Annotated in this window: 21 protein-coding genes and 1 pseudogene; 4 read left to right on the plus strand and 18 right to left on the minus strand. The window is 54.7% G+C overall.

Features of this window, described 5'->3' with window-relative positions; all coding sequences use genetic code 11:
* The 18 genes and pseudogenes from BEN49_RS13865 to BEN49_RS13945 all read right to left on the minus strand — a co-directional run.
* A pseudogene (locus BEN49_RS13865) lies at positions 1-752 on the minus strand (hypothetical protein); the annotation flags it as partial.
* Positions 737-2,623, minus strand: coding sequence for a hypothetical protein (locus tag BEN49_RS13870; protein ID WP_125916859.1), 1,887 nt, complete (start codon positions 2,621-2,623; stop codon positions 737-739). The gene BEN49_RS13870 and the pseudogene BEN49_RS13865, both read right to left, overlap by 16 nt.
* A gap of 103 nt (positions 2,624-2,726) precedes the next feature.
* The gene (locus BEN49_RS13875) at positions 2,727-2,984 is read right to left on the minus strand and encodes a hypothetical protein (protein WP_125916861.1); all 258 of its coding nucleotides are present in this window, start codon (positions 2,982-2,984) and stop codon (positions 2,727-2,729) included.
* A gap of 64 nt (positions 2,985-3,048) precedes the next feature.
* Positions 3,049-3,618 carry a DUF420 domain-containing protein gene (locus tag BEN49_RS13880; protein WP_083326089.1) on the minus strand — a complete coding sequence of 190 codons (570 nt, stop codon included), beginning with the start codon at positions 3,616-3,618 and terminating at the stop codon, positions 3,049-3,051.
* Positions 3,602-4,273: an SCO family protein gene (locus BEN49_RS13885; protein ID WP_070744339.1), complete on the minus strand. Its 672-nt coding sequence runs from the start codon at positions 4,271-4,273 to the stop codon at positions 3,602-3,604. Before BEN49_RS13885 ends, BEN49_RS13880 begins: the two co-directional genes overlap by 17 nt.
* Positions 4,274-4,276: 3 nt before the next feature.
* Positions 4,277-4,627, minus strand: coding sequence for a cytochrome C oxidase subunit IV family protein (locus BEN49_RS13890; protein ID WP_070744340.1), 351 nt, complete (start codon positions 4,625-4,627; stop codon positions 4,277-4,279).
* Between the two features lie 89 nt (positions 4,628-4,716).
* Positions 4,717-5,487, minus strand: coding sequence for a cytochrome c oxidase subunit 3 (locus tag BEN49_RS13895; RefSeq protein ID WP_070744341.1), 771 nt, complete (start codon positions 5,485-5,487; stop codon positions 4,717-4,719).
* 21 nt (positions 5,488-5,508) lie between these two features.
* Positions 5,509-6,096 (minus strand): cytochrome c oxidase subunit 3, encoded by a 588-nt coding sequence (locus BEN49_RS13900; protein ID WP_070744342.1) that lies wholly within the window; start codon positions 6,094-6,096, stop codon positions 5,509-5,511.
* Between the two features lie 80 nt (positions 6,097-6,176).
* On the minus strand, positions 6,177-7,049 hold the full coding sequence (gene cyoE / locus BEN49_RS13905; RefSeq protein ID WP_070744343.1) for a heme o synthase: 873 nt from the start codon (positions 7,047-7,049) through the stop codon (positions 6,177-6,179).
* Between the two features lie 59 nt (positions 7,050-7,108).
* Positions 7,109-8,263, minus strand: coding sequence for a COX15/CtaA family protein (locus BEN49_RS13910; RefSeq protein ID WP_239691934.1), 1,155 nt, complete (start codon positions 8,261-8,263; stop codon positions 7,109-7,111).
* Positions 8,264-8,320: 57 nt separating this feature from the next.
* A complete protein-coding gene (locus BEN49_RS13915; RefSeq protein ID WP_083326095.1) occupies positions 8,321-10,195 on the minus strand; it encodes a cytochrome c oxidase subunit I in 1,875 nt (624 codons plus the stop codon).
* Between the two features lie 32 nt (positions 10,196-10,227).
* Positions 10,228-11,304, minus strand: a complete 1,077-nt coding sequence (locus BEN49_RS13920) for a cytochrome c oxidase subunit II (RefSeq protein ID WP_070744346.1) — start codon at positions 11,302-11,304, stop codon at positions 10,228-10,230.
* 106 nt (positions 11,305-11,410) lie between these two features.
* Positions 11,411-12,697 carry a quinol:cytochrome C oxidoreductase gene (locus tag BEN49_RS13925; protein ID WP_070744348.1) on the minus strand — a complete coding sequence of 429 codons (1,287 nt, stop codon included), beginning with the start codon at positions 12,695-12,697 and terminating at the stop codon, positions 11,411-11,413.
* A gap of 18 nt (positions 12,698-12,715) precedes the next feature.
* A complete protein-coding gene (locus tag BEN49_RS25725; protein ID WP_239691936.1) occupies positions 12,716-13,345 on the minus strand; it encodes a c-type cytochrome in 630 nt (209 codons plus the stop codon).
* 116 nt (positions 13,346-13,461) lie between these two features.
* Positions 13,462-13,989 (minus strand): DUF3341 domain-containing protein, encoded by a 528-nt coding sequence (locus tag BEN49_RS13930; protein WP_070744350.1) that lies wholly within the window; start codon positions 13,987-13,989, stop codon positions 13,462-13,464.
* Positions 13,982-15,439 (minus strand): NrfD/PsrC family molybdoenzyme membrane anchor subunit, encoded by a 1,458-nt coding sequence (nrfD, locus tag BEN49_RS13935; protein ID WP_239691937.1) that lies wholly within the window; start codon positions 15,437-15,439, stop codon positions 13,982-13,984. Before nrfD ends, BEN49_RS13930 begins: the two co-directional genes overlap by 8 nt.
* A gap of 49 nt (positions 15,440-15,488) precedes the next feature.
* Positions 15,489-18,545, minus strand: a complete 3,057-nt coding sequence (locus BEN49_RS13940) for a TAT-variant-translocated molybdopterin oxidoreductase (protein WP_070744351.1) — start codon at positions 18,543-18,545, stop codon at positions 15,489-15,491.
* Between the two features lie 150 nt (positions 18,546-18,695).
* Positions 18,696-20,042: a c-type cytochrome gene (locus BEN49_RS13945; protein ID WP_083326091.1), complete on the minus strand. Its 1,347-nt coding sequence runs from the start codon at positions 20,040-20,042 to the stop codon at positions 18,696-18,698.
* 398 nt (positions 20,043-20,440) lie between these two features.
* Here BEN49_RS13945 and rpsF point away from each other — a divergent pair, with 398 nt between their 5' ends.
* The 4 genes from rpsF (at position 20,441) to BEN49_RS13965 (ending at position 23,285) form a co-directional block, all read left to right on the plus strand.
* A complete protein-coding gene (gene rpsF / locus BEN49_RS13950; RefSeq protein WP_068235339.1) occupies positions 20,441-20,818 on the plus strand; it encodes a 30S ribosomal protein S6 in 378 nt (125 codons plus the stop codon).
* A gap of 55 nt (positions 20,819-20,873) precedes the next feature.
* Positions 20,874-21,107: a 30S ribosomal protein S18 gene (rpsR, locus tag BEN49_RS13955; protein WP_068239553.1), complete on the plus strand. Its 234-nt coding sequence runs from the start codon at positions 20,874-20,876 to the stop codon at positions 21,105-21,107.
* A gap of 92 nt (positions 21,108-21,199) precedes the next feature.
* A complete protein-coding gene (gene rplI, locus BEN49_RS13960; protein WP_070744354.1) occupies positions 21,200-21,643 on the plus strand; it encodes a 50S ribosomal protein L9 in 444 nt (147 codons plus the stop codon).
* A gap of 91 nt (positions 21,644-21,734) precedes the next feature.
* On the plus strand, positions 21,735-23,285 hold the full coding sequence (locus tag BEN49_RS13965; RefSeq protein WP_083326093.1) for a GSCFA domain-containing protein: 1,551 nt from the start codon (positions 21,735-21,737) through the stop codon (positions 23,283-23,285).
* Positions 23,286-23,411: the final 126 nt, after the last annotated feature.

The following is a 23,411-nucleotide window of genomic DNA, read 5'->3' on the forward strand; positions in this document are numbered from 1 at the left end:
TCGGGGTTGAGCAGGGCCCCAGGCAGCCCGGCCTCGGAAGATGAGGGGGCTGGCTGCTGGGCCAGCAGCGCGCCGCGGGCGTTGTAGAGGTTGACGTCGGTTTCGGTGAGGGCGGCCACGTTGCGGGCCAGCGCAGCCAGCACGGGCCGGGCCGTGGAGTCGGCCAGCAGGCGGCGCTGGGCGCGCACGCTGTTCAGGGCCAGGCGCCCGCGCCGCTCGTAGGTGCGGATGAGGTCGAGGCGGTAGGAGGCGATGAGCTGGCTGGCCGTGGCAATGCTCACCACCGCCAGCGGCACCACAATGCCCATGTTCAGCAGCAACTGGATGCGCCCACTAAAGTTGAGCCGCAGCCGGGCCCCGGCGCGCCGGCGCAGCAGCAGCCACGCCCCGCCCACCGCCAGCCAAAACCCCGCCGAGAGCAGAAACTGAAACGAGAAGTTGGCCAGCCCGTCGGCCAGCGAGTAGCGGGCGGTGGTCATCACCACGGCCCGCTGCCGGGCCCCGCGCACGGCCAGGTGCTGGAAGCCGCCCAGCTCCAGCCCGTTGGCGTACAGGTCGGGGTCGCGCAGGCGGGTGGCGGGCAAGCGGTTGGCGTAGTCGAACTCGCCCTCGCTGTACACGAGCCGGCCGTGGTCGTAGCCGGCGTAGCTGAACTGGCTCACCACGCTGGGCTGGAAGAACTTCTGGTCGATGAGCAGCTCGGGCAGCACGCTGTACGACGACAGCTTTTTCAGCGTCAAATCGACCCGCACCGTGCCCAGCGACGCCCAACGCGGCCCGGCCCGGGGCCCCCCACCGCGGCCAGCGCCACGTAGTGCCGCGAGCTGAACGAGTTGTCGGAGCGCAGCAAAAACACGCCGCGCTGGTCGGTGCGGGTGGCATTGCGCCGGATGGCCCGCCGGATGGCGGCCAGGCTGGGGGCCCCGGCGGGGGCGTCGAGCGGCTGGCCAGCGGCGTCGTACAGCGTCACCTGGCTTTCGTATTTGTCGAAGTAATCGCCCAGGTACTGGCGGTCGGCGCGCCGCTCGGCATCGGCTGCCTGGCCAAAAGCGCCAATCAGGGCCTGCCGCACAAACGGGTCGGCTGCAATCTTGCGGATGCGTTCTTCCAGCAGAAATTCCCCCTGGAAGTCGTTGTCTACCAGTAAGCTGCTGGCTAGGCGCTGCTTATCGGCCAGCAGCTGCTGCTCGAATTGCTGGTGCAGCACCAGGGCCCCGGTGGTGGCAGCCAGGGCCCCCAGCAGCACGCCTAGAGCCCCCATCTGGTAGCCGCCCAGGCGCCCGGCGCGCAGCCGCGCCAGCCGCACCAGCGCCCCAAAGGTGGCCAGCACGCCCAGCAGCTGCCACTGCACCGAATCGGTGGCGAGGCCAATGCCCAGCACCACCGCCGCGGTGATGGCCGTAGCGGGCAGCAGGAATGCTTCGGACACGTGCCGCATGGCCGCATCGGCGAGCTGCGTGAGCAGGAAAAACCCGATCAGGTAAGCCCCCGTTTGCACCACGAGGGCCAGGGCCAGGGCCAGCCGGAAGCCGGTCACGGGCAGCCCCCGCGTTACGTCCAGGCTGAGCTGGTTGCTACTCAGCACGTTGGTGTAATCGCCGTAGAGCATTTGCAGCAGGACCCAAAACAGCAGCGCGAGCCCGGCCACGACCGAAATTTGACCCCGCAAAGTGCGCGGGGCGCGTACCCGCGCCGCCACCCGGGCCCGCACCCACAGCACCCCCCCCGCCCCCGCCGCCCCGAAAGCTAACCCTGCGTTCAGCAGCAGGTCACCCAGCGAGGGTGACAGCCGCGAGGCGGCGTATACGCGCGGGTCGAACAGGGGCAATTCGATCAAGGAAAAAGGCAGTCCCCAGTACAACAGGGCCCCGCGCAGCAGCAGCAGCGGCCCGGCCAGCGTGGCCAGGGCGGCCCCCACGCGCCCGGCCCGCCAGTAGCGCAGCGCCAGCCCCACCCACCCGGCCGCGTAGCACAGCCCCCCCAACAGCAGCAGCACCAGCGGCACGTACTGGCCCGTGAGCCGGTACGGCGCCTGCTGCCGGATGGAAAACAGGTACCGCCCGTTCTTGTCGCGGAACGCCGGCAGTTGCCGGTTCACGCTGTCGAGCACCACTTTCAGCCGCAGGCCCTTGAACACGTCGGCGGTGCCGCCCTCGCGCAGGTAGCGGTTGCTGATGCCGTAGTGGCGCTCCAGGGGCACGTAGGCCAGCACCTGCCAGCGGCCCACCCGGCGGCGCACCAGCAGGAACTGCCCAAACGTGGTTTCCACCGCCGTTTCCGGTGGGGCCCCTACCAAATCGTCCGGGCTGGGGCGCATCGCTGCCGACGACCAGTAGCGCAGCTTCCCACCCTGGAAAACGAACGTCGGATAGTAGGTTTGGCGCAGGAGCCGAGCGTAGCTGTAGCTGCCGCGCTGCACCTGGGCGGCCACCGTATCGGCGTCGCGGCCGGCCACGGTTTCGGCGGCGCGCACCAGCTGGTGCAGGCGGCTCAGGTCGGTGCGGCGCACCACGCCCGGCAGCTGCCCGTAGCGGCTGGCCAAAAAGCCACCCGCGAAGCACACCGCCGCCAGCACCAGCAGCGCCACCGGGCCCGGGCGCAGGGCGGCCAACAATTTTCTCACGGGCGAAAGGCTGGTACGAAACGCATTTTCAACAAAAATGCCGCCAATTGGCGGCATTCTTGCAAAACAGTTTTAATGCGGCAGCAGCCCGCGGCCAGGCATACTACGCCTTGGGAGCTTTGGGGTGCGTGCGCCGGTACCAGAAGTAGCCCACGGCGCCCATCAGCAGGTAGGGCACGGTCATCATGTACACGATGCCTTTGTTGAGGCCCGTCACGTCGTAATCGTCGCGCTCGGCCTTAGCGGCTTCCACCTGGGCTTTGCACATAATGCACTGGGCCCCGGCCACCATTGGGGCCAGCATCAACATAAAGGCCAGCGCCAGCGCCGCCATTCCCCGGAAAAATGCTTTCGTTTTCATATAACTAACCAACAGGTTTTTAGGGAGAAAGTTTCTACTGCAACCGGGCTTTGGGGGCCCAGTGTCAGGTATAGTACGGAGAAATCATGAAGTATACCACCACGCCCGTCACCGACACGTACAGCCACACCGGAAACGTCCACTTTGCAATGGCTTTGTGCTTGGTATACTGGCCCGTCAGGGCAAAGTACAGGGTAAACAATACCAGGCCCACCGTTACCACGGCCAAGCTGATATGGGTGAGCAGCAGGAAAAAGTAAACGTAACGTGCCGCCCCCACGCCCCCAAACTTAGTGCTGTCTACCTGCGAGTGGTATGCCACATACGAGAGCAAAAACAGGGCTCCCAGCCCGAAGGCCGTGCCCATGGCGGCGCGGTGCGCCAGCACGTTTTTCTGCTTAATAAAGTAAAACCCGGTCAGCAGTGCCACCGCCGTCAGCGAGTTCAGCCCCGCATTCACGGCGGGCAAAAACTTCACCTGGGCCCCCGGAATGCGGAATAGGTTCGGAAACGAGAACAGTACGGCTACCAGCAGCGGCACCACTACGCCCAGGGTACCCAAAATTATTTTGTAGCGCGCGTAATCGCCGGTGGGCAGCACAGGCGGGTGCAATTGGTCAGTGGGAGTGGGCATATTCGTAAAGTTGCACGTTGATTTCGGTGAGCAGCCGGTCGATTTCCCGGGGCTTGGTGCCGTCGTAGACGCCCCGCACCCGGCGGTCCCGGTCAATCAACAACAGCGTACCGGGCGGGAGGTTGGCCCCCACCACGGGCGGCAGCTGGTGGGGCTGCGCGGCACGGCCTAGTTCCTGCTGCGTCACCTGCTTCAGCGCATCGGCTGGCCCCGTTGCAAACGTCCACTTACCGGCAATGGTGCCGTACTGCTCGGCCAATTGGGCCAGCGTGGCGGCTGGCGCGGGGCCAGGCGCCAGCACGATGGAAACCAGGTGCACCAACGGCTCCTGCCGAAACTTCTCCTGCACTTGCAGCAGTTCACGCGCTACACGGGCACTGGTTTCATCGGGCCCAAACAGTTGGGCCACCCACGCGCCTTTGCCAAGGCTTTGGCTGGTCAGTTCGCGCCCATTAGAGGCCAATAGCTGAAACGGCTGGATTTGGTGGAAAATAGTATCGCGCTGCCACTTACCGCCAACCTGCGTGGAATCCACGCGGTCGGGCAAATAAGTTGGCAGCGCGTAACGGTTAGCGCCGAAGCGGTACAGGAATAAGAAAGCCAGCACCGGCAACAGCAGCAACAGGCCCAGCAACAGGGTTTGGCGGGGCCGCATTCTTTAGCTGAACATGTTGCTCAGCGTTTCACCGATGAATGAGCCCTCGGTTACCAACGCAACCAGCAGCCACACCAGCAGTACGCTCGGCACTAGAATGGTCCAAATCAAGCCCTTCGTCTCGTGTTTCAAGTGCATGAACTCGCCCACAATAAAGAAAGCTTTCAAGATGGTGAGACCAATCAGGATGCTGTTGCGCATGGTGCGCATGCTTTGCGCCTCCATAGCAAACGTAACGGCGAATTCAACGGCCGTAATAGCGACCAATACAAAGAATATTTTCCAAATCCCGCCCGTATTGGGCTTGGCAATTTCGCCAGCAACGGCATGGTCAGGAGCAACAGGAGCAGACATAATGCGCGAATAAGAGTGAGTGAACAACCTCAGCAACCCGAATGGCTAAGCAATATCATTGCGCAACCGTTCGGGTGCTTAATCCACTGTTAAACCAAGTAGAAAAAAGTGAAGACGAATACCCAAACCAAGTCAACGAAGTGCCAGTACAGACCAATTTTCTCAATCATCTCGTAGTGGCCACGCTTCTCAAACGTACCATTAGTGGTAGCGATGAAGCACCATACGAGCAAACAGACGCCCGACAGTACGTGTGTACCGTGGAAGCCAGTGATGAAGAAGAACAGGTCAGCAAATAGCACCGGACCATACTGGTTCATCGACAGGTTGGCGCCGTGGAATACCGTGCCGTCGGCCATCAGCGTACCTTCTTCGTGGCCACGAATGAAGTGACCCCACTCCCAAGCCTGGCTCAGCAGGAAGATTGTACCGAAGAGAATGGTCCAGAGGAGCCACTTCTGCACATCCTTTTTATCCATGCGATGGCCGGCTTCCACGGCCAGCACCATCGTCACGGAGCTGAAGATAAGAATCATCGTCATCAACGCCACAAACCCAAGGGGCACATTGGCATGGCCCATCCCAGGAAAAGCATTGAATACGTGGTCGGGAATCGGCCACCATTTCGTGCTGAAATGGAACGCTGAGGCTTCGCCGGTAAACACTTCGTGTTTATGGCGGATCATGCCGTAGGTGGTCAGGAAAGCCCCAAACGTGAAAGCATCCGACAGCAAGAAGAACCACATCATCAGCTTGCCATAGCTCGCCTTGAAAGGTTCATTGCCACCGTCCCAGTTGCCAGTGCGGGGAGCGTCGAGGGTGGAGGCCGCAGTGGGCTGCAAGGTGGTGGGTTGGGCCATAGCGGACACAAATAGGGCGTTTTAGTGATTCAAAAGTAAGAACAAATACAGGTACAGCCAAAGGGCCCCCAAGAAGTGCCACAGGATGGAAGCGTTGCCGATGGATAATAATGCCCGCGAATGCACCTGATAGTTAAAGGTTCGGCGCAACACAACTGCCAGGAAAATTAGCCCCGCTAGCAAGTGGAAAGCGTGCATGCCCATGAGCACGTATACGAACGAGCCGGATACGTTGGCATCTATGCCACCGAAAAAAGTACGGCCCGCCACCAAGTCGCCCCAGCAAAGCCACTGCCCCACCAGAAACACCAGTCCAAGCCCCAGGGCCAGCGCCAAGCCAATTTTGACCCGGCCTATTTCATCTTTTTTAGCCGAGCTATAGGCCCACTGCAACGCAATACTGCTCAAGGCAATCACAACGGTGTTGAGCAGCATTATAGTGGGCAGATCAAACTCGCGCCAGTTGCCTTCGTCGCGCCGCACAATGAAGCCGCTGGTGAGCGAGGCAAAAATCATGGTGCTCGATACCATGAGCAAAATCAGCAGCACACGCTTCGGGTGCCAGCCCAGGCCGACTTCCTTTTCTGAGAAGGTTTCGATGGGATTCATACGGTTGTTTGGCGGATTGCTAAGTGCGGCCGGCTACTGCGCCGGCAAGAGCAATTTGCCCTCGGGTATACAACAAGAAACTACTGTATTTTGTCCAACACTAGCGCAATTTGCACGATGGGCAAATACAAAAAAGAAGCAAACATAATGCGCAGGGCCGCCTTGCGGTCTTGGGTGCGCATGAGCTGGAACGTGAGCAGTAAAAATAACACCCCGCACACCACTGCCACGCCCGCCGAAATACGGCCGGCAATGTTGAATTCGAGCGGTAGCAGACTCAGTGGAATGAGCAGCAGCGTATAAGTCATAATTTGAAAAGCCGTGCGCAGGTCACGCTTGCCCGGCGAGGGCAGCATCTTAAACCCGGCCCGCTTGTAGTCGTCGTCAGCAACCCAGGCAATTGCCCAAAAGTGCGGAAACTGCCACATGAACTGAATACCAAACAGCACCCACGGCTGGGGCCCCATGGCCGCAAACGTAGCCGCGTGCCCCATGCCCGCCACCCAGCCAATGAGCGGTGGTAACCCGCCCGGTATCGCTCCCACCGCCACGCACACGGGCGAAATCGTCTTCAGCGGCGTGTACACAAACCCATACAGCACCAACGACAGCAGCGACAGCGCCGCCGTGAGGTAGTTGAACTGCAAGGCAAGTAGCGCCAAGCCAGACGCACCCAACAGCACGCAGAACACCCACGCCTCGGCCGGCGAAATGATGCCCAGCGGGATTGGCCGTTTGGCCGTGCGGGTCATCAACTTGTCCAAATCCTTCTCATGGATTTGGTTAATGATGTTAGCCGCTCCCGTTACCAGTAGCCCGCCCAGCATCACCAGCAGCACATTCGTCCAGCGGAACTCCGCAACCCGTAGCATATAGCCAATGGCGCTGGAAAACGCCACTGTGAGCGAAAGCCGGAATTTGAGCAGTTGAAAATAGGCGCGGGCCTTGATCATTCAATACAGTGACTACAAAAAGCCACCCGGCCCAATAAAGGCCGAATGGGGCCGCAAAGTTACGCAACAACCCCGTGGGCCGACCGGGTCGGCACACCAATTTCTGGTTTAACGCCCAGTCGCCCTACTGCCAACAGCCCCAAAAACTGTAACCCAAACAGTATAGTAGCCAGCGTAAGGTGCACCGGTTGTACGGCCGGTGGCAGGGCCCCGTAAGCTAACACTAAACCGGCCAGCACCTCCAGCACCAGCATGGCTACCATTCCCTGCGCCAACCGCCGCAAATAGGGCCCCAGCGACCACAATTCATACACGGTGTATAATACCAATACCGTAACCGCTATCGAGAAGGCCCGATGCGTGGTAAAACTGCTGCCCAACTGAGCAACCCAGCTGGCACGGTTGGCATAGTTGGCCGCAGCAGACACGATATCTACCTGTTCGCGCACTTGGGTGCCCAACACAATTTGCCCAAACGTTACAATAATCCCGATCCAAAGCACAGCTTTCAAGCCGTTCGTAGCAGCTATCTGATGGCGAATAGCAACCACTGGCTCGTCTTGCGCCTGTGCCCGGTCTACGGCATAAAGCAGCATTGCCACGATTAGCAAAGCCAGCCCCATGTGGATGGTCACCATTACCGGTAAGAGATTCGTTGATACCACCAACGAACCTAACCAACCCTGCACGCCAGTTAACAACCATGCCCCCACCGCCAGCCAAAACACTGTCGGATTGCGTCGCCGGTACGACCATGCAAACGCAGCAGTCAAAAATACGAATACGCCAATGAGGGCCCCTAAGAGACGATTTACGTATTCAATCCAGGTCTTGACGGCATTAAAATCAGTTTCTATGTACTGCGTAGGATGAGCGAAAATGCTACCCGCCACCTGGGCAAAACCCAACCGTTGCAGCGTAAGGGCAAGCTTTTGATTCTTAGCTACGCGCTGCGCAGTGTACACCTCTTTATAATTAGCGGGTAGCTGGCTGAGATTGGTGGGTGGTACCCAAGTACCAAAACACTTCGGCCAATCAGGGCAACCCATGCCCGACCCAGTGCTTCTGACTATTCCCCCTACCAAAATCAATAGATATATTGATACTACAGTGAGCAACCCGACGAAGCGGAAACGCCGATAAGCAGCATTTTGCATGAGTAATAAGTTTATAAATGACGGTTGCAAAGCATCTGTTGTAACATGGTATGTCACAAAAAAAGCGGGCCGCCGATCAGGCGGCCCGCTCAGGACTTCAGTCTATTCTTCTATTTAGTCAGCTAACTCCTGCTCGTAAGGCAAGTTAGAAGACTGCGTTTGGGAATAAGGAATGTTCTGCGGAATAAAATCTGATTCCGAACCTGGCTTGCTGTAATCGTAGGGCCAGCGGTAAACAGCAGGTATTTCGCCCGGCCAGTTGCCGTGCCCTGGTACAATTGGGGTAGTCCACTCCAAAGTGGTCGAGTTCCAAGGATTTTGCGTAGCGCGGCGGCCACGGAAAATGCTATAGAAGAAGTTAACGATGAAGATGAACTGAGCAGCAAAAGCAATGATTGCCGCAACCGAAATGAACTTGTTCATGTCAGCAAATTGCGAGAAGGAATCAAAGCCAGTCCAAGCATAGTAGCGACGGGGGAAACCCGCAATGCCGATGTAATGCATGGGCAGGAACACCAAGTATACTCCGGCAAACGTCAACCAGAAGTGGATGTAGCCCAATTTCTCGTCCATCATCCGGCCAAACATCTTTGGGAACCAATGATAAACACCAGCAAACAAACCAAAGAATGCCGACGAACCCATCACTAGGTGGAAGTGAGCAACCACGAAGTAAGTATTGTGCATCTGAATATCCAAGGTGGCGTTACCCAAGATGATACCCGTTAGACCACCCGAAATAAAGAGCGATACAAAGCCAATACTGAACAACATGGCAGTTGTAAATCGGATGTTACCACGCCATAAAGTAGCTAGCCAGTTGAATACTTTCACGCCGGAAGGCACTGCAATAATCAACGTTAGGAACATGAATACCGAGCCCAAGAAAGGATTCATGCCAGTCACGAACATGTGGTGAGCCCACACAACGAAAGACAACAGCGAAATACCAATCAATGAGCCAATCATCGCACGGTATCCGAAAATCGGCTTACGGGCGTTAGTAGCCAAAATTTCCGAAACCATACCCATTGCTGGCATAATCACGATATACACTTCAGGATGTCCTAGGAACCAGAACAAATGCTGGAACAATACTGGCGAACCACCTTGGTTAGGAAGTGCCTGCCCAGCAATGTAGATATCCGAGAGAAAAAACGAAGTGCCGAAAGACCGGTCAAACACCAGCAGTAGAGCTGCCGAGAAAAGAACCGGGAAAGAAAGAATGCCGAGAATAGCTGTCAAAAAGAACGCCCAGATGGTGAGCGGCAATTTGCTCATACTCATACCACGTGTCCGAAGGTTAATAACGGTAGTTACGTAGTTAACACCTCCAAGCAACTGCGACACAATGAAAAATACCATGCTCACCAGCCACATCGTCATGCCCATGCCTGAACCCGGAATCGCTTGCGGCAAAGCTGATAACGGGGGATAAATAGTCCAACCCGAAGCAGCAGGTCCTGTCTCCAAAAACAGTGAGAAGAACATAACTAAGCTCGACAAGAAGAAGAACCAGTACGAGAGCATGTTCATGAAACCCGAAGCCATATCCCGGGCCCCTACTTGCAGAGGAATCAAAAAGTTAGAGAACGTCCCACTAAGCCCAGCAGTCAGCACAAAGAATACCATTATGGTACCGTGCATCGTCACTAATGCCAAGTAAAACTCAGGGTTGAGCTTACCACCTTCTACCCATTTACCAAGCACAGGAGTAAGCCACTCCATTGTACCCTCTGGCCAGCCTAATTGCAGGCGAAAAAGGCTGGACAGGGTACCACCAATGATGGCCCAAAAGATTCCAGTAATGAGGAATTGTTTGCCAATAACCTTGTGGTCTTGGCTAAAAACGTACTTCCACAACCAATGCTGATCATGATGCTCGTGCTCATCGTGGTGAGCATCGCCATGCTCCGTGTGCGAAACAGGGGCAGTGCCTACACCACCAGCAGTCTGTACCCCGGCCGACAGGTTCGGCTTGGCTGACATATCTGACATATTGAAAGGCTTTTAATTTGTGTTTAGAACGAAGCGTTAGCCAAGGGAACTGGTGCTACTTCTTTTGATTCGGTAGGCGCAACCGGCTTCGCTATATCTTGGATGGCTTTCTTTTTAAAAGAAGCTACCAGATCCGGGTTCTGTGAAGCAAACGACTTCTGCGATGCAAACCAGTTTTGATAATCGTCTGGCTCGTCCACAACGATAGTTGCTTTCATTGCATAATGGCTTTTGCCACAAATTTGATTACATGCCAATTCGTAATTGAACTTAGGATTACCCAACTTGGCTCGCATCTCGTCGGTAGATGTTGTTGGCGTAAACCAAAATCGAGTAGGCATCCCAGGTACGGCGTACATCTGCACTCGGAAGTTTGGCATATATACTGCATGCAAAACATCACGCGAACGGATCTTGAATAGTACTGGGTGGCCTTTCGGCACATGGATTTCAGTTACCGTAAAATCATCTTGCGACGCTTGGTCATTGAGGTCAATGCCAAAGTCATTCGAAGCATCAATCAGGCGATAGTTGATAACCCCCAATTTCAGATCTCGACCAGGGTAACGCACTAACCAGTTGAACTGCTTACCCATTAACTCTACCACTACAGAGTCCTTAGGGGCAGGTCCAGTAATACGAGTCCACGCCTTCCAGCCAGCAAAAATGAGCGCGGCCATTACGATAGCTGGGATAATCGTCCAGATTACTTCAATCTTATTATTATGCGAAAAGAAGTAAGCACGACGGCCTTCCTTATACTGGTATTTGTAAGCATATACAAATAACAATGTCTGAGTGATTGCAAAAGCAACACCGATTACTGCCATCGTTGTCCAAAACATTGTCTCCATATGGTGACCATGGACCGATGCAATTGGCGGATTCATTTTGCTATAGTTCTCGACAAAAGAATAAGCGAACCATCCGCCACCACCTACCAAGAAAACAAGCATAAGCACAGCATTTACGCTGTTACTCATCCCTATATCACGGGTAAATGATCCGGAAAATATGGAAGACAGAATCTGGAGACGAAACAACAGGCCGAATACGACCAGCAGCAACACCAGAACCGCTATAATTGTGAGAGCAGACATTTTGATTTATTTGGTAGCCAGCAAATAGTAGTTGGCAGGTGCCTTAAGAACAGGTTTGGTTGACTTAAGTTATGGACCGCAACTATTAAGAAAAGAGAGCAGCTTCTCAGGTAGTATGATGAACGCTTTCGTCAATGAAAGGATGGTTGACCGGAATCAACGATGCTTCTGACAGGCGACGGGTCATCAGCAAAAGGAAAGCACCCAAGAATATTGCTGCTACTCCAATCTCTATTAAGAACCCATTTTCGCCTTTTAGAGTGCCCGGCATGAGCATCAAATAAAAGTCGCTCCAATGGCCAGCTAAGATTGCAATACATACAATCTTGAGAATGATCATCTGACGCTTGGCATCGCGGGTCATCAGCCCCAGGAAAGGGAAGACGAAATTGATGACGATATTGAAAAAGAACAATCCAGTGTATTGTCCGTTGAAGCCGCCCAGACGTTGGTTGAAGTAAACAGCTTCTTCAGGTAAGTTCGCATACCATATCAGCATGAATTGCGAGAACCATACGTAGCACCAAAAAATACTAAAGCCAAACATGAGCTTGCCTAAGTCATGAAAGTGATTGGCATTCATAAAACGCAGGTACCCATTCTGCTTCAGGAATATTGCTGTTAGCGTAATACCAGCAATACCGGATACCCACCAGGAAGCAAATACATACCAACCAAACATGGTGCTGAACCAGTGCACATCGACTGACATAACCCAATCCCATGCTGACATTGAGGAAGTTACTGCGTAAAGCACCAAGAATAGAGCTGCCGTGGTAACACTCTTGTGGAAATACTGGGTGCCACCATTCAAGTCTTCCTCAAGGGAAAGCTTGCGCAACTTCCAGGAAAATGCCCACCAGATAACTAAGTAAGACACCATCCGAATCAGATAGAATGGCAGGTTCAAAAAACCGCTTTTAGCAGCAATAATAGCGTCATAGTTAGGCGAGCCCTTGGTATTTATCCTATCATGCGTCCAATGAAAAATATCATGACGCCCTACCAGAAATATCACCAGCATTATTGCTGCGCCGGGTGCGATCCACACGCTAAACGCTTCCGTAATCCGCTTTACGATAACTGACCATCCAGCGTAAGCCACGTAATTGATGGCCATGAACACTGTCCCAACAGCCGAAACACCCAAGAAGAAGATGTTACTATGCCATAGGCTTACCAATAGCCGCTTCAGCCAAATAGGACTACCCTCTTCGTGGCCCACAGCGCCAACAACTTCATGGGCTTCTCCCCAGTGGAAAATGGCAGTTAGCAGCCCTACCACGAGCAATACTACTCCAGCCAGGATTATGGTAAAAAATATTTTACGGGCGCCATCCGTAACGACGAGTTGCTCAGCCGTGGCGCTTTCTTGATGCGTCAGAGTTGCCATAGTGCGTGCGAGATGGGATTATTTAGCGGAGCCGTTTTGGCCTTTGGTGTTACCCTGACCGGGCGTTTCAGAGCCGGTGCTTGAACCAGCTTTGCTAGTAGGAGTCATGCCTGCTGCCGAAGCAGTAACCGTAGTATCGCTAGCCGAGGACGTGGGGCCTTTAGCAATCATTTCGGTCAATCCATCGGGGCCCTTACCAAGCTCCAACGCTCTCACATACATGGCTATTTTCCAGCGTTCCTGCGGATTTACCTGCGAACCATGAGGCATCATGCGATTACGTCCCCACTGGATGACGTGGTATATATGACCATCGTTCATCTTGGTATACTGACCAGTCGCGTAGTTAGGTACTCCCTTGAACTTAAGTCCAACAGGGCCCTGTCCATTGCCTTGCTCGCCATGGCAATGCTGACAATAGCGTGAATATAGCAACTTGCCTTCTTCCAAATTCACCTTGGTATAGGCTAAGGGGTTGCGCAACGTGCGCTCAGCAATTCCTACGCTATCCTTAGGAATGTGGTCGTAATAGTTCAACTTACCCCGGGCTACAGTGCCAGTGGCAGGAGTTCGCTCGTTAATACCAAAGGCATTAATGGTATTGTAGCCCGTCTGGCGTAGCGGCTCATACGGAATGGATTCGTACATCTCCGGAGCATATTCTACCCCAGGATTATCTGCTTGCGGAGTACAAGACGACGCCAGTCCTCCCAGCGATAGCAACAGCGCCGAAACGCGTAGACTCAAGTTCAGTGGATGGGTCATTATTTCTTAGTCATTTCTTTCTGATTGACCTCTGATGCGCCGTTCTCGCGCAATAATTGAGTCAATTTCGGTAGAGCCGAGTTGTTTTCGTCCAACTCAATAGCCATCACGAATTTATCATCCGTTGAGCGAACGTCCATTACCGGAGTTTTGAAACGTGGATATAGCCCGGTGATGGTATAGAAAGTTATGACCATCCCATGACACGTGAAAAATACGGTCAACTCAAAAGCAACGGGTATAAATGCTGGTAAGGCAATGTTAGGCTTACCACCGATGATCATGGGCCAGTCAAAACCTAGCGTATATATCTGGAGCCAGAGGGCAAATGCCAAACCGCACATGCCGTAGAAAAATGCGGCGATGGGCAAGCGTGAACGTGCAATCCCCAACGCATCATCAATGCCGTGCACTGGGTACGGGGAGAAAACATCGTAGATCTTAACCCCTGCGCCACGCATATTATCAATGGCGTGCAGAAGTACGTCCTCGTCTTCGAAGACACCGAGGGCGAAGCGCTTAGTCATGCTTGTCGTAGGTTACGGGAGCCGAAGCAGGCACACCGGGAGTTACGGAATGAGTAGCCGGCGCGTGGTGAGCGTGGTCGCCGGTATAGGTAGGACCATTATCAACAGTGTACTTCAGGATAGTTTTGACTTCAGCCATGTTGATAACAGGGAAAAACTTTGCAAACAATAAAAAGAGCGTGAAAAATAGGCCCAGCGTACCGACATACACCCCAATGTCAATCAGTGTAGGCGAGAACATTGCCCAGCTCGAAGGAAGATAGTCGCGGTGCAACGACGTAACGATGATTACGAAACGCTCAAACCACATCCCGATATTCACGATGATGGACAAAAGGAACGTCCAGCCAATACTGTAGCGAACACGACGGAACCACACAATCTGCGGCGTGATTACGTTACACGACATCATGCTCAAATAAGCCCACCAGTAGGGGCCCGTAGCCCGGTTGATAAAGGCATACTGCTCAAACTCAACTTGCGAATACCAAGCAATAAAGAATTCCGTGATATAAGCAACGCCCACGATAGAACCCGTAATCATCATGATTTTATTCATGAGTGCAATGTGTTCGAGGGTAATGTAGTCCTCAAGCTTAAATACGACGCGGGTGATAAGCATCAGCGTCAGCACCATTGCAAACCCGGAGAAGATAGCACCGGCAACGAAATACGGAGGGAAAATAGTGGTGTGCCAGCCAGGTACGACCGATGTAGCAAAGTCCATCGATACAATGGTGTGCACCGAAAGTACCAGTGGGGTAGATACACCGGCCAAAATCAATGACACCGTTTCGTAACGCGACCAAGCTTTAGCAGAGCCAGTCCAGCCGAAGCTCAACATAGAGTAGCTGAATTTGGCAATGGGCCCTTTGGCACGGTCACGAATGGTAGCGAAGTCAGGCACCAGACCCGTGTACCAAAACACCAACGACACGGTGAAATATGTTGAGATGGCGAACACATCCCACAGCAACGGGGAGTTAAAGTTCACCCACAAAGAGCCCAATGTATTCTGGAGTGGGAACACATAGAAAGCCAGCCAAGGACGGCCCATGTGCAATACCGGGAACATAGCGGCACAGATAACTGCGAAAATTGTCATTGCCTCTGCTGCCCGGTTGATGGACGAACGCCACTTCTGGCGGAACAACAAAAGAACTGCTGAGATGAGGGTACCAGCGTGGCCGATACCTACCCACCACACAAAGTTGGTGATGTCCCAAGCCCAACCAACGGTTTTGTTCAGGCCCCATTCCCCGATGCCATACCATAAGGTGCGGTAGACTGAGTAGAAAAAGATTCCCAGGAAAAATAAGGACACGCTCATAGCGGCAATCCAACGAATGTTGGGTTTGGCCTCTACCTGGTAGCAAATATCCTGGGTTACGTCATGTAGCGTTTTGCCCCCAGTGATGAGCGGCTCACGAATGGCTGATACGTGTTGCATAATGGGTATTGGGGGCTTAGGTGCGTAAAAACTAAGAACTCCGATGCAGTTAAGCTTCTTCCTCTGGACCGAACATTTCGGAAGCCGAGTTGCGAATCTTCGTTAAATAAGTCACGTTTGGCTGCACGTTGATGGAATCAAGCGAGTGGAAAGCCCGCTCGCCATCTTCGCGGCGTAACAATTGGCTGATGCGACTGGTAGTGTCGCGCATGTCACCAAATACAATGGCATCGGTAGGACACGACTGTGCACAGGCCGATACTATTTCTCCATCTTTAGGACGGCGCTTTTGCTTTTTAGCTTCCAACTTACCAAGTTGGATGCGCTGGATGCAGAAGGAGCATTTCTCCATTACACCCCGTGCCCGTACTGTTACGTCGGGGTTGAGGACCATACGGCCCAGATCAGTAAACATGTGGCCGTTAACTGTCTCAAATTTCTCGTTGGAGTAGTAAGAGAACCAGTTAAAGCGACGCACCTTATATGGGCAGTTGTTCGCACAATAGCGAGTACCTACGCAACGGTTGTAGGTCATCTGGTTCAGGCCTTCCGAACTGTGCGTAGTAGCCAATACCGGACACACCGTTTCACAAGGTGCGTGGTTACACTGCTGGCACATCATTGGCTGAAAGATCACCTGCGGGTTATCCGAAGGGTCTTCCATAGCGGCGTAAGTCGACAGCTTGCCTTTCGTATCAAACTCACTCTTGTGATGGTCCGACGAATAATAGCGGTCAATGCGCATCCAGTGCATCTCGCGGCGGTTAATAACCTGCTGCTTACCTACTACTGCGATATTATTTTCCGTTTGGCAACCCAATACGCACGAGCCACAACCGATACACGAATTGAGGTCAATGGCCATCCCCCAATGGTGGTTATTGTACTGGTAGTCTTGCCACAGCGATACTTTATTGGGCTTCTCCAAACCATCGGGAGTAGCCACTTTCTCGTATTCAGTTACCTCTTTAGGGTTTTCCTTGTACTTAGCCAGTGTACTCTCTTGCACCACCGAGCGGCGGTCCATAATGGTGTGGTGGGTCTGAGTCTGGGCAATTGGCGACGTAGCTGAAGTTTTTTCCAAAGTCACAGCCGTGGCATACATGATACCATTGGGCGTAGCCATCAGCAAAGAGGCTGCATTAGCTCCTACTCCATCGCCAGCCTTACCGCTTGCAACACGGCCATACCCGAGTGCGATACTAACCGTACCTACTGCCTGACCAGGTTGCACCAGCACAGGCAGTTCGATCGGAGCTACGTTAGGAGCCGTAACCTTGATAACGTCTCCTTGCTCCCACTTATTGGTCACTGCCATAGCACGCGGCACGGCGAGGTAGTTGCCCCAGGTAGCTTTAGAAACTGGGTCAGGCAACTCCTGCAAGAAAGGGTTATTAGCTCCCGAGCCACTTGCAGGCAAGCCCACCTTTTCGTAGAGAAAAACCTCTACTAAGTTAGCAGCAGGCTTGGGGGCCCCAGAGATGCGGGCTATTGCCTCGCTGGCAGATAGGGCGGGCGTATCCATTGCCGGCGCAGCAAATAACCCCGAACCCGTAGCTACACCATCGTGAACGGCTTTGTCCCAGGCAGCATTGAAATTATTGCCCCCAAGTACCCCACGCCAATTATTGCGCAAAAACGAGTAGTAAGTCTCGTTGTTTCCTGCCCAACGCAGTAAGCTTTCTTGGGCTTGGCGGGTAGCAAAGATTGGGGTAATAGCTGGCTGTGACAAACTGAGGAAACCGCGCTTGGGCTCAAAGTCATTCCACGACTCTAACCAGTGATTGTCAGGAGTAGCGTAATCGCATAAACTGCCCGTCTCATCAAGGCGGTCGTTGAACGAAATGCTCAGCGGTACCTTGGCAATGCCCGATTTTACTTGAGCAGACAACGGGTGGTTATATACCGGATTGGCGTTGTAAAAGATTACTGCGCCTACGGTACCAGCGTTCATCTCCTTCACCAGTGCCACCATACGGGCGTCGTCACCTTGGCGCACATTGCTGGCATTGGTTAAATCTACCGTCGTGCCTACGTTGCCTAAACTCTGGTTCAAAGCGGTTACCAACGCTTGAACAGCAGGGTCGTTTGAACCCGACACTACGAGACTGGCGCCCCGATTTGCCTTTAGCTCAGCTGCTGCCTTAGCAATTTGCGGGGCTACCCGTGAGTTGCTGAAAGTAGAATTGCTTCCGCCACCTACCACGGCGTTATACAATGCAACAGCTACTGCACCCCACTCAGAAGGCTTAACCGACTCGCGCACATCGGCATTGGAGCCAGTGAGTGACATAGCTGTTTCAAACTGGAAGTGACGCGACATGGAACGATTGTCGCTGCTCACTTTACGGTTCTTGCTGTATTGCTTAGCAAACTCAACCGGCGAAATCCAAGTACCGAGGAAGTCAGCACCAATGCTAACGATTACGTTGGCACGGCTGAAGTCATAGCTTGGCAATACACCGTTGTTAGCTTGAAGCAAGCCGCTAGCTGACTGCGCATCGTACATCACATGTTCGGTGGTACGGTAGCGAGCAGCGAAAGCCGCGATGGCTTTCTTAGTGCTTGGGCTGATAATGGTAGGTGAAACGATGGCAATCTTGCCAGTCGTTGCAGCTAGTTTAGCCTGAATCTGACGATCTACTTCTTCCGTTTCGGTACGCAGGCCTTTGACAGCAAAATGCTGTAACCGGCCACTGTCGTATAGGTCCAGCACAGCTGCCTGGGCCCGGGCAGAAAGACCACCCCGAGTAATGGGCGACTCTGGATTGCCTTCTAGCTTAATAGGGCGGCCATCGCGGTTCTTCACCAGCACAGCATTGTAATCAGACCCCGTGAAGTACGTCGAAGCGTAGAAGTTGGAGATGGTAGGATCTACCTCCTCCGGCTTGTTCAAATAAGGAATAGCCTTGTGTACCGGGGTCTCACATGAGGCTAGCGCAACTGCACCTACCCCAAAACCCATCAGCTTCAGGAAGTCACGGCGGGGAGCCGACGTGGCATCCTTGCTCTCGTGACTTTCCTTCACCGGCAAGAACTCAGCAAAGGCCGTGCTCATGAATTCCGGAGTGCTTTCTAGTTCCTCAATTCCTTTCCAGTACTTCATTTTCGGGGACTTAGAGACTCTGAGTCTTAGGGGCCGTAAGCCAGCTAAGCCAAGAGGTACTTAATTTTTAAGCGGAATTTTTTATTTAACAGCTAGCAGCTCCGCAATTCTGTGAACAAACACTAGGAATTGCAGAGCCTTTTTAGCTGGTTAGTAGTGGCACTTCGAGCACTCGGTACCACCGTTCGATGATACGGTAAAGGGAGCTGCGGCATTTTTGGTGTCGTGCAGCTTCACCAAGTTGTCGTAGTAAGCGTTGCCCTTGGTGTTGAGCGGCGATTCGCGGTGGCAGTTGATGCACCAGCCCATGGTTAGGGCCGAATACTGGTACACTACTTCCATGTTCTGAATTGGGCCGTGGCAAGTCTGGCACTGGAGGCCAGCCACCTGGGTATGCTGCGAGTGGTTGAAGTAAGCCAGATCGGGCAGGTTGTGAATGCGAACCCACTGCACCGGCTGCTTGCGCTCAATGGCACGGTAGATCTTCTTGATTTCCGGCGACTCTGTTTTGATCTGCGAGTGGCAGTTCATGCAGATGTTGGCCGAAGGAATGTTAGCCGACTTGCCTTTATACACCGATGTGTGGCAATAGGCGCAGTTGATCTGGTTTTCCCCAGCGTGAAGCTTGTGCGAGAAAGCAATGGGCTGGGTTGGCTGATATCCTTGGGTGAGACCCACCGCCATTACGCTTTGCACACCTTCGTATAGCAGCACAACGGCGAATACAACGCCAACAATACCACGCAGTACTGGCGAGCGGTAAAACTTACCCCAGTCAAAACGCTGCTCCAGAATCTCGGTATCGCGGCCGTCAAGGTCCTTACGGCCCCGCAGCACATCCTTCATCAGGTTACCAATGATGATCAGCGTTACCACCATCACAATCAGCACCACTACCAGCGCGATGAGGAGTATGTCAACGTACTTACCGGCTCCAGTATCAGCAGCGCCAGCTGCCGCGGCTCCGTCAACTGCACCAGCGTTCTGTACAGTAGCCCCGCCCGCCGCTGCAGCTGCACCACCCTCTTGCGAGGTGATGTAGGCAACAATCGAAGTTATCTCTTTATCCGACAGCCCGAAGCTGGGCATCTGCTGCTTCTGGTACTTGTTGTAGAGAGCTACGGCGTACTCGTCGCCACTGGCAACTACTTTGGCTGAGTTCTTGATCCACGGAATGATCCAAGTGATGGGGCGGCGCTTGCTGATGCCAGAAAGTGCGGGGCCCACTACCTGTTCATTCACAGCATGACACTGGGTACAGTTGGCCTTAAACAAGGCATCACCCGCCGAAACGGCGGCGGCATCGGCCCCACCTGCGGCGGGGGCGGCGGCTGTGGAAGCGGTGGCGCCATCGGTAGCGCCGGGCGTGACGCCTGCTTTGCTCACGGTGGCAGTGCTGGCACTTGCATCCTGGGCCGTGGCCTGCTGGGCCCCGGCAAACGTGAGCAATAGCGCCAGCAACAGGTGAGGTAACGAACGTAGTCGGTTGCTATTCATACAAAAACTAGCAGAAATAACGAAATGCCAAGGCATTTCAGGGCCACAAAGGTAGGATACGATTCGCGGGCAGCAAAAGCTGGCGGGGGTTTTATAAGCTTCGATAAGGCTATAGGAGACTATTTGGAATATGACTAAATAAGCAGAATTGTCTTATTTATATACCAATTATTCAACTTCACAAACCCATAAACTCAGCCGTTAGGGCCCCTGGAAAAGACGCACTGGCCTATCATACACTCGCTCTTCTTTGACAAATTTGAGTGGCAACTTGTTCACTGTTTTAGCTAATAAGTACCCCCCTTGGGGAAAAGCCAGCAACAGCTTTGCTTTCTGTCGCAGAATCAGTACCTTTGCGCCCCCAATCAAATTTTTTTCACCAAATTCACCCCGTCGTAATGGAAGTAAGAAATTACGAGACGGTCTTCATCGTAACCCCTGTATTGAACGAGGGCCAGGTGCAAGAGACGGTCGAGAAGTTCACCCAGGTGCTTAAGGAAAATAGCGCCGACATTCTGTCCACCGAAGCCTGGGGCCTGCGCAAGCTAGCCTATCCCATTCAGAAGAAAACCACTGGTTATTACTTCTGCTTGGAATTCACGGGTTCGGGCAACATTGTTGATCTGCTGGAGCTGGCTTACCGCCGCGACGAGCGCATCATCCGTTTCTTGACCACCGTGCTTGATAAGCACGCCGTGGACTACAACCGCCGCCGTCGCAACGGCGAGATGAACCAGCAGAAGGCTGCGAAGGAAACCGAAGCCGTAGCCCAATAACTTTAGAAAAGATATGGCAACGTCCTCGAACAACCGCAACAACGACCGCTCGGCTATGAACAAGCCAGTGGACACACGTAAGAAATACTGTCGCTTCAAGAAGAACGGCATTAAGTACGTGGATTACAAAGACCCGAACTTCCTGCTGAAGTTTGTGAACGAGCAGGGCCGCGTGTTGCCCCGCCGCCTCACGGGCACCAGCCTTAAGTTCCAGCGCAAAGTGACCCAGGCCGTGGCCAAGGCCCGCCACCTGGCCCTGATGCCTTACATCGCCGACGCCCTGAAATAAATTATGAGTAACAAATTATGAGTTATCAGCCATTTACCTCAGCGGCCGGTAACTTATACTTTAAGACTCAAAACTCATAATTAAAACAAGACATGGAAATTATCCTCAAAGACGACGTTAAGGGCCTCGGCTACAAAAACGACATCGTGACCGTGAAGTCGGGCTACGGCCGCAACTTCCTGTTGCCGCAGGGCTTGGCCATGCTGGCTGACAAAACGAACAAGAAAATTACGGCTGAGAACGTGCGCCAAGCGGCTCACAAGGCCGATAAGGTGAAGGGCGATGCTCAGGCCGTGGCCGATCAAATTGGCGGCATGGTGTTGGACATCCCAGCGAAGGTGGGCGAAAGCGGCAAAATTTTTGGTCGCGTCACCACGTTGCAGTTGGCCGAAGCTTTGAAAGCCAAGGGCATCGACGTGGACCGCAAGCGTCTGTCGTTCGACCAGGAGCCTTCGGCGGCTGGCGACTACACCGCTACGCTGAGCCTGCACAAGGAAGTGAAGCACACCGTGAACTTCCGCGTAGTAGCCGAGTAACCTACTTGGGCTCTGCCCTGTTTGCGAAGGCCCTGCCGTGATGGCGGGGCCTTTTGCTTTTTAATGCTGCGGGGCGGCTATTTTTGCCATAATGTTTAGAACTGAACTGATACTTGCGCCCGTGGCGCAGCAGCTGCCACCGTCGGCGCGGGTGCTCACGCTGGGCTCCTGCTTTGCCGACAGCATCGGCACACGCCTGGCCGCGCACAAAGTGAACGTGGTAGTAAATCCCTTTGGCACTGTGTTCCAGCCCCTGGCGCTGGCCCGGCTGCTACGGGCAACGCTAGGCGAAGACGTGGACTGGCAGCAGCACCTGGTGGAAGCCCGGGGCCGCTGGCAGAGCTATGACCTACACGGCAGCCAAGGGGCCCCCACACCAGTAGAGTTGCTGCAAGACATCCAGCAGACGGTACGCCGCACGGGCGAATTCCTGCGTGGGGCCGATGCAGTGCTGCTCACGCTGGGCACCGCCTGGGCCTACCGCCTGCGCGAAACCGGCGAACTGGTGAGCAATTGCCATAAGATGCCCGCCGAGCTATTTAATAAAGAGCTGCTGACGCCCGACGAAATCATCAACGCTTTGGCGGAGACGCACGCTTACCTGCGGCGCGTCAACCCCAAATTGCGCATCATTTTGACGGTGAGCCCAGTGCGCCACCTGCGCGATACGCTGCCGCTGAACGCGGTGAGCAAATCGGTGCTGCGTGTGGCCTGCCACTACCTCAGCGAGCTGCTGCCCGAGGTGAGCTATTTCCCGGCCTACGAGCTGCTGATGGACGACTTGCGTGACTACCGGTTTTACGCCGCCGACATGCTGCACCCGTCGGAAGTGGCGGAGGATTACGTGTGGGAGAAGTTTGCCCGCACGTACTTCGATGCCGATTTTGGCCGTTTCCGCAAGGAATGGGCGGGGCTAAGCCAGGCCCTGGGCCACCGGCCCCTGAACGCAGCTGCCCCCGAGCACCGGCAGTTTCTGGTGGCCACCCGCGAGCGGCTGGAGCGCCTGAGCCGCCAGCGCGTGAACGTAGCCGCCGAGCTGCGCGAAGTAGACGAGCGGTTGGCTACGCTGCCCGTGCCCGCCGACGTGGTGGCGCCCGAGCCAGAGCTTGACAGCGAAGAGCGGGTGGACATCGGCCGCGACGAGACAGCAGAGATATCTACCCCCACGGAAGCAGCAGCTAGCGCGGATGGGGCCCTGGCAACGAATAGTGAGCGGCACGCCCGTTTGTCGCCGGAGGAATTCCGGGCGCAGCGGTCAGGACGCAATAACCGGCCGGAGCGCGGCCAGCGCGAGGAGCACAATGCGGACTCGAAACCCGAGCATCCCATTGCCGATGCGGCGGCCCACGCCGCAATGGCCAACCTAGCGGTGCCTTTCGAGGCATTTGATGATAGTGTGGTGGAAACTTCACCCGCTGTCGAAGAAGCCGAACTGGACCCGACGAAGAAGAAAAAGCGCCGTTCGCGCGGTGGTGCCAAGCGCACGGCCCGCAAAAACGCCGCGCGGCTGGCCGCTGGTGGCGACGATGAAGTGCTGGCTTCTGCTGAGCCTGACGAAACTGCTGAGGGGCCCCAGCGCTTCCCCGCAACCCACAGCCGGAAGCCCGCAGGTCGAGCGTCATCACCAAATCGGTGCCCGTGAAGCGGGGCAGCCGCGGGCGCGACCGTTCACAGGACGACGCAGCTACGACGGAAGCCACCCCTGACGAGTACGCACTTGCTCCAACGCAGGAAGCTACGGCACCGCAGCCGAGCACCGCGCCGCAGC

It is taken from the genome of Hymenobacter coccineus (assembly GCF_001816125.1).
In the GTDB taxonomy this organism is placed as follows: domain Bacteria; phylum Bacteroidota; class Bacteroidia; order Cytophagales; family Hymenobacteraceae; genus Hymenobacter; species Hymenobacter coccineus.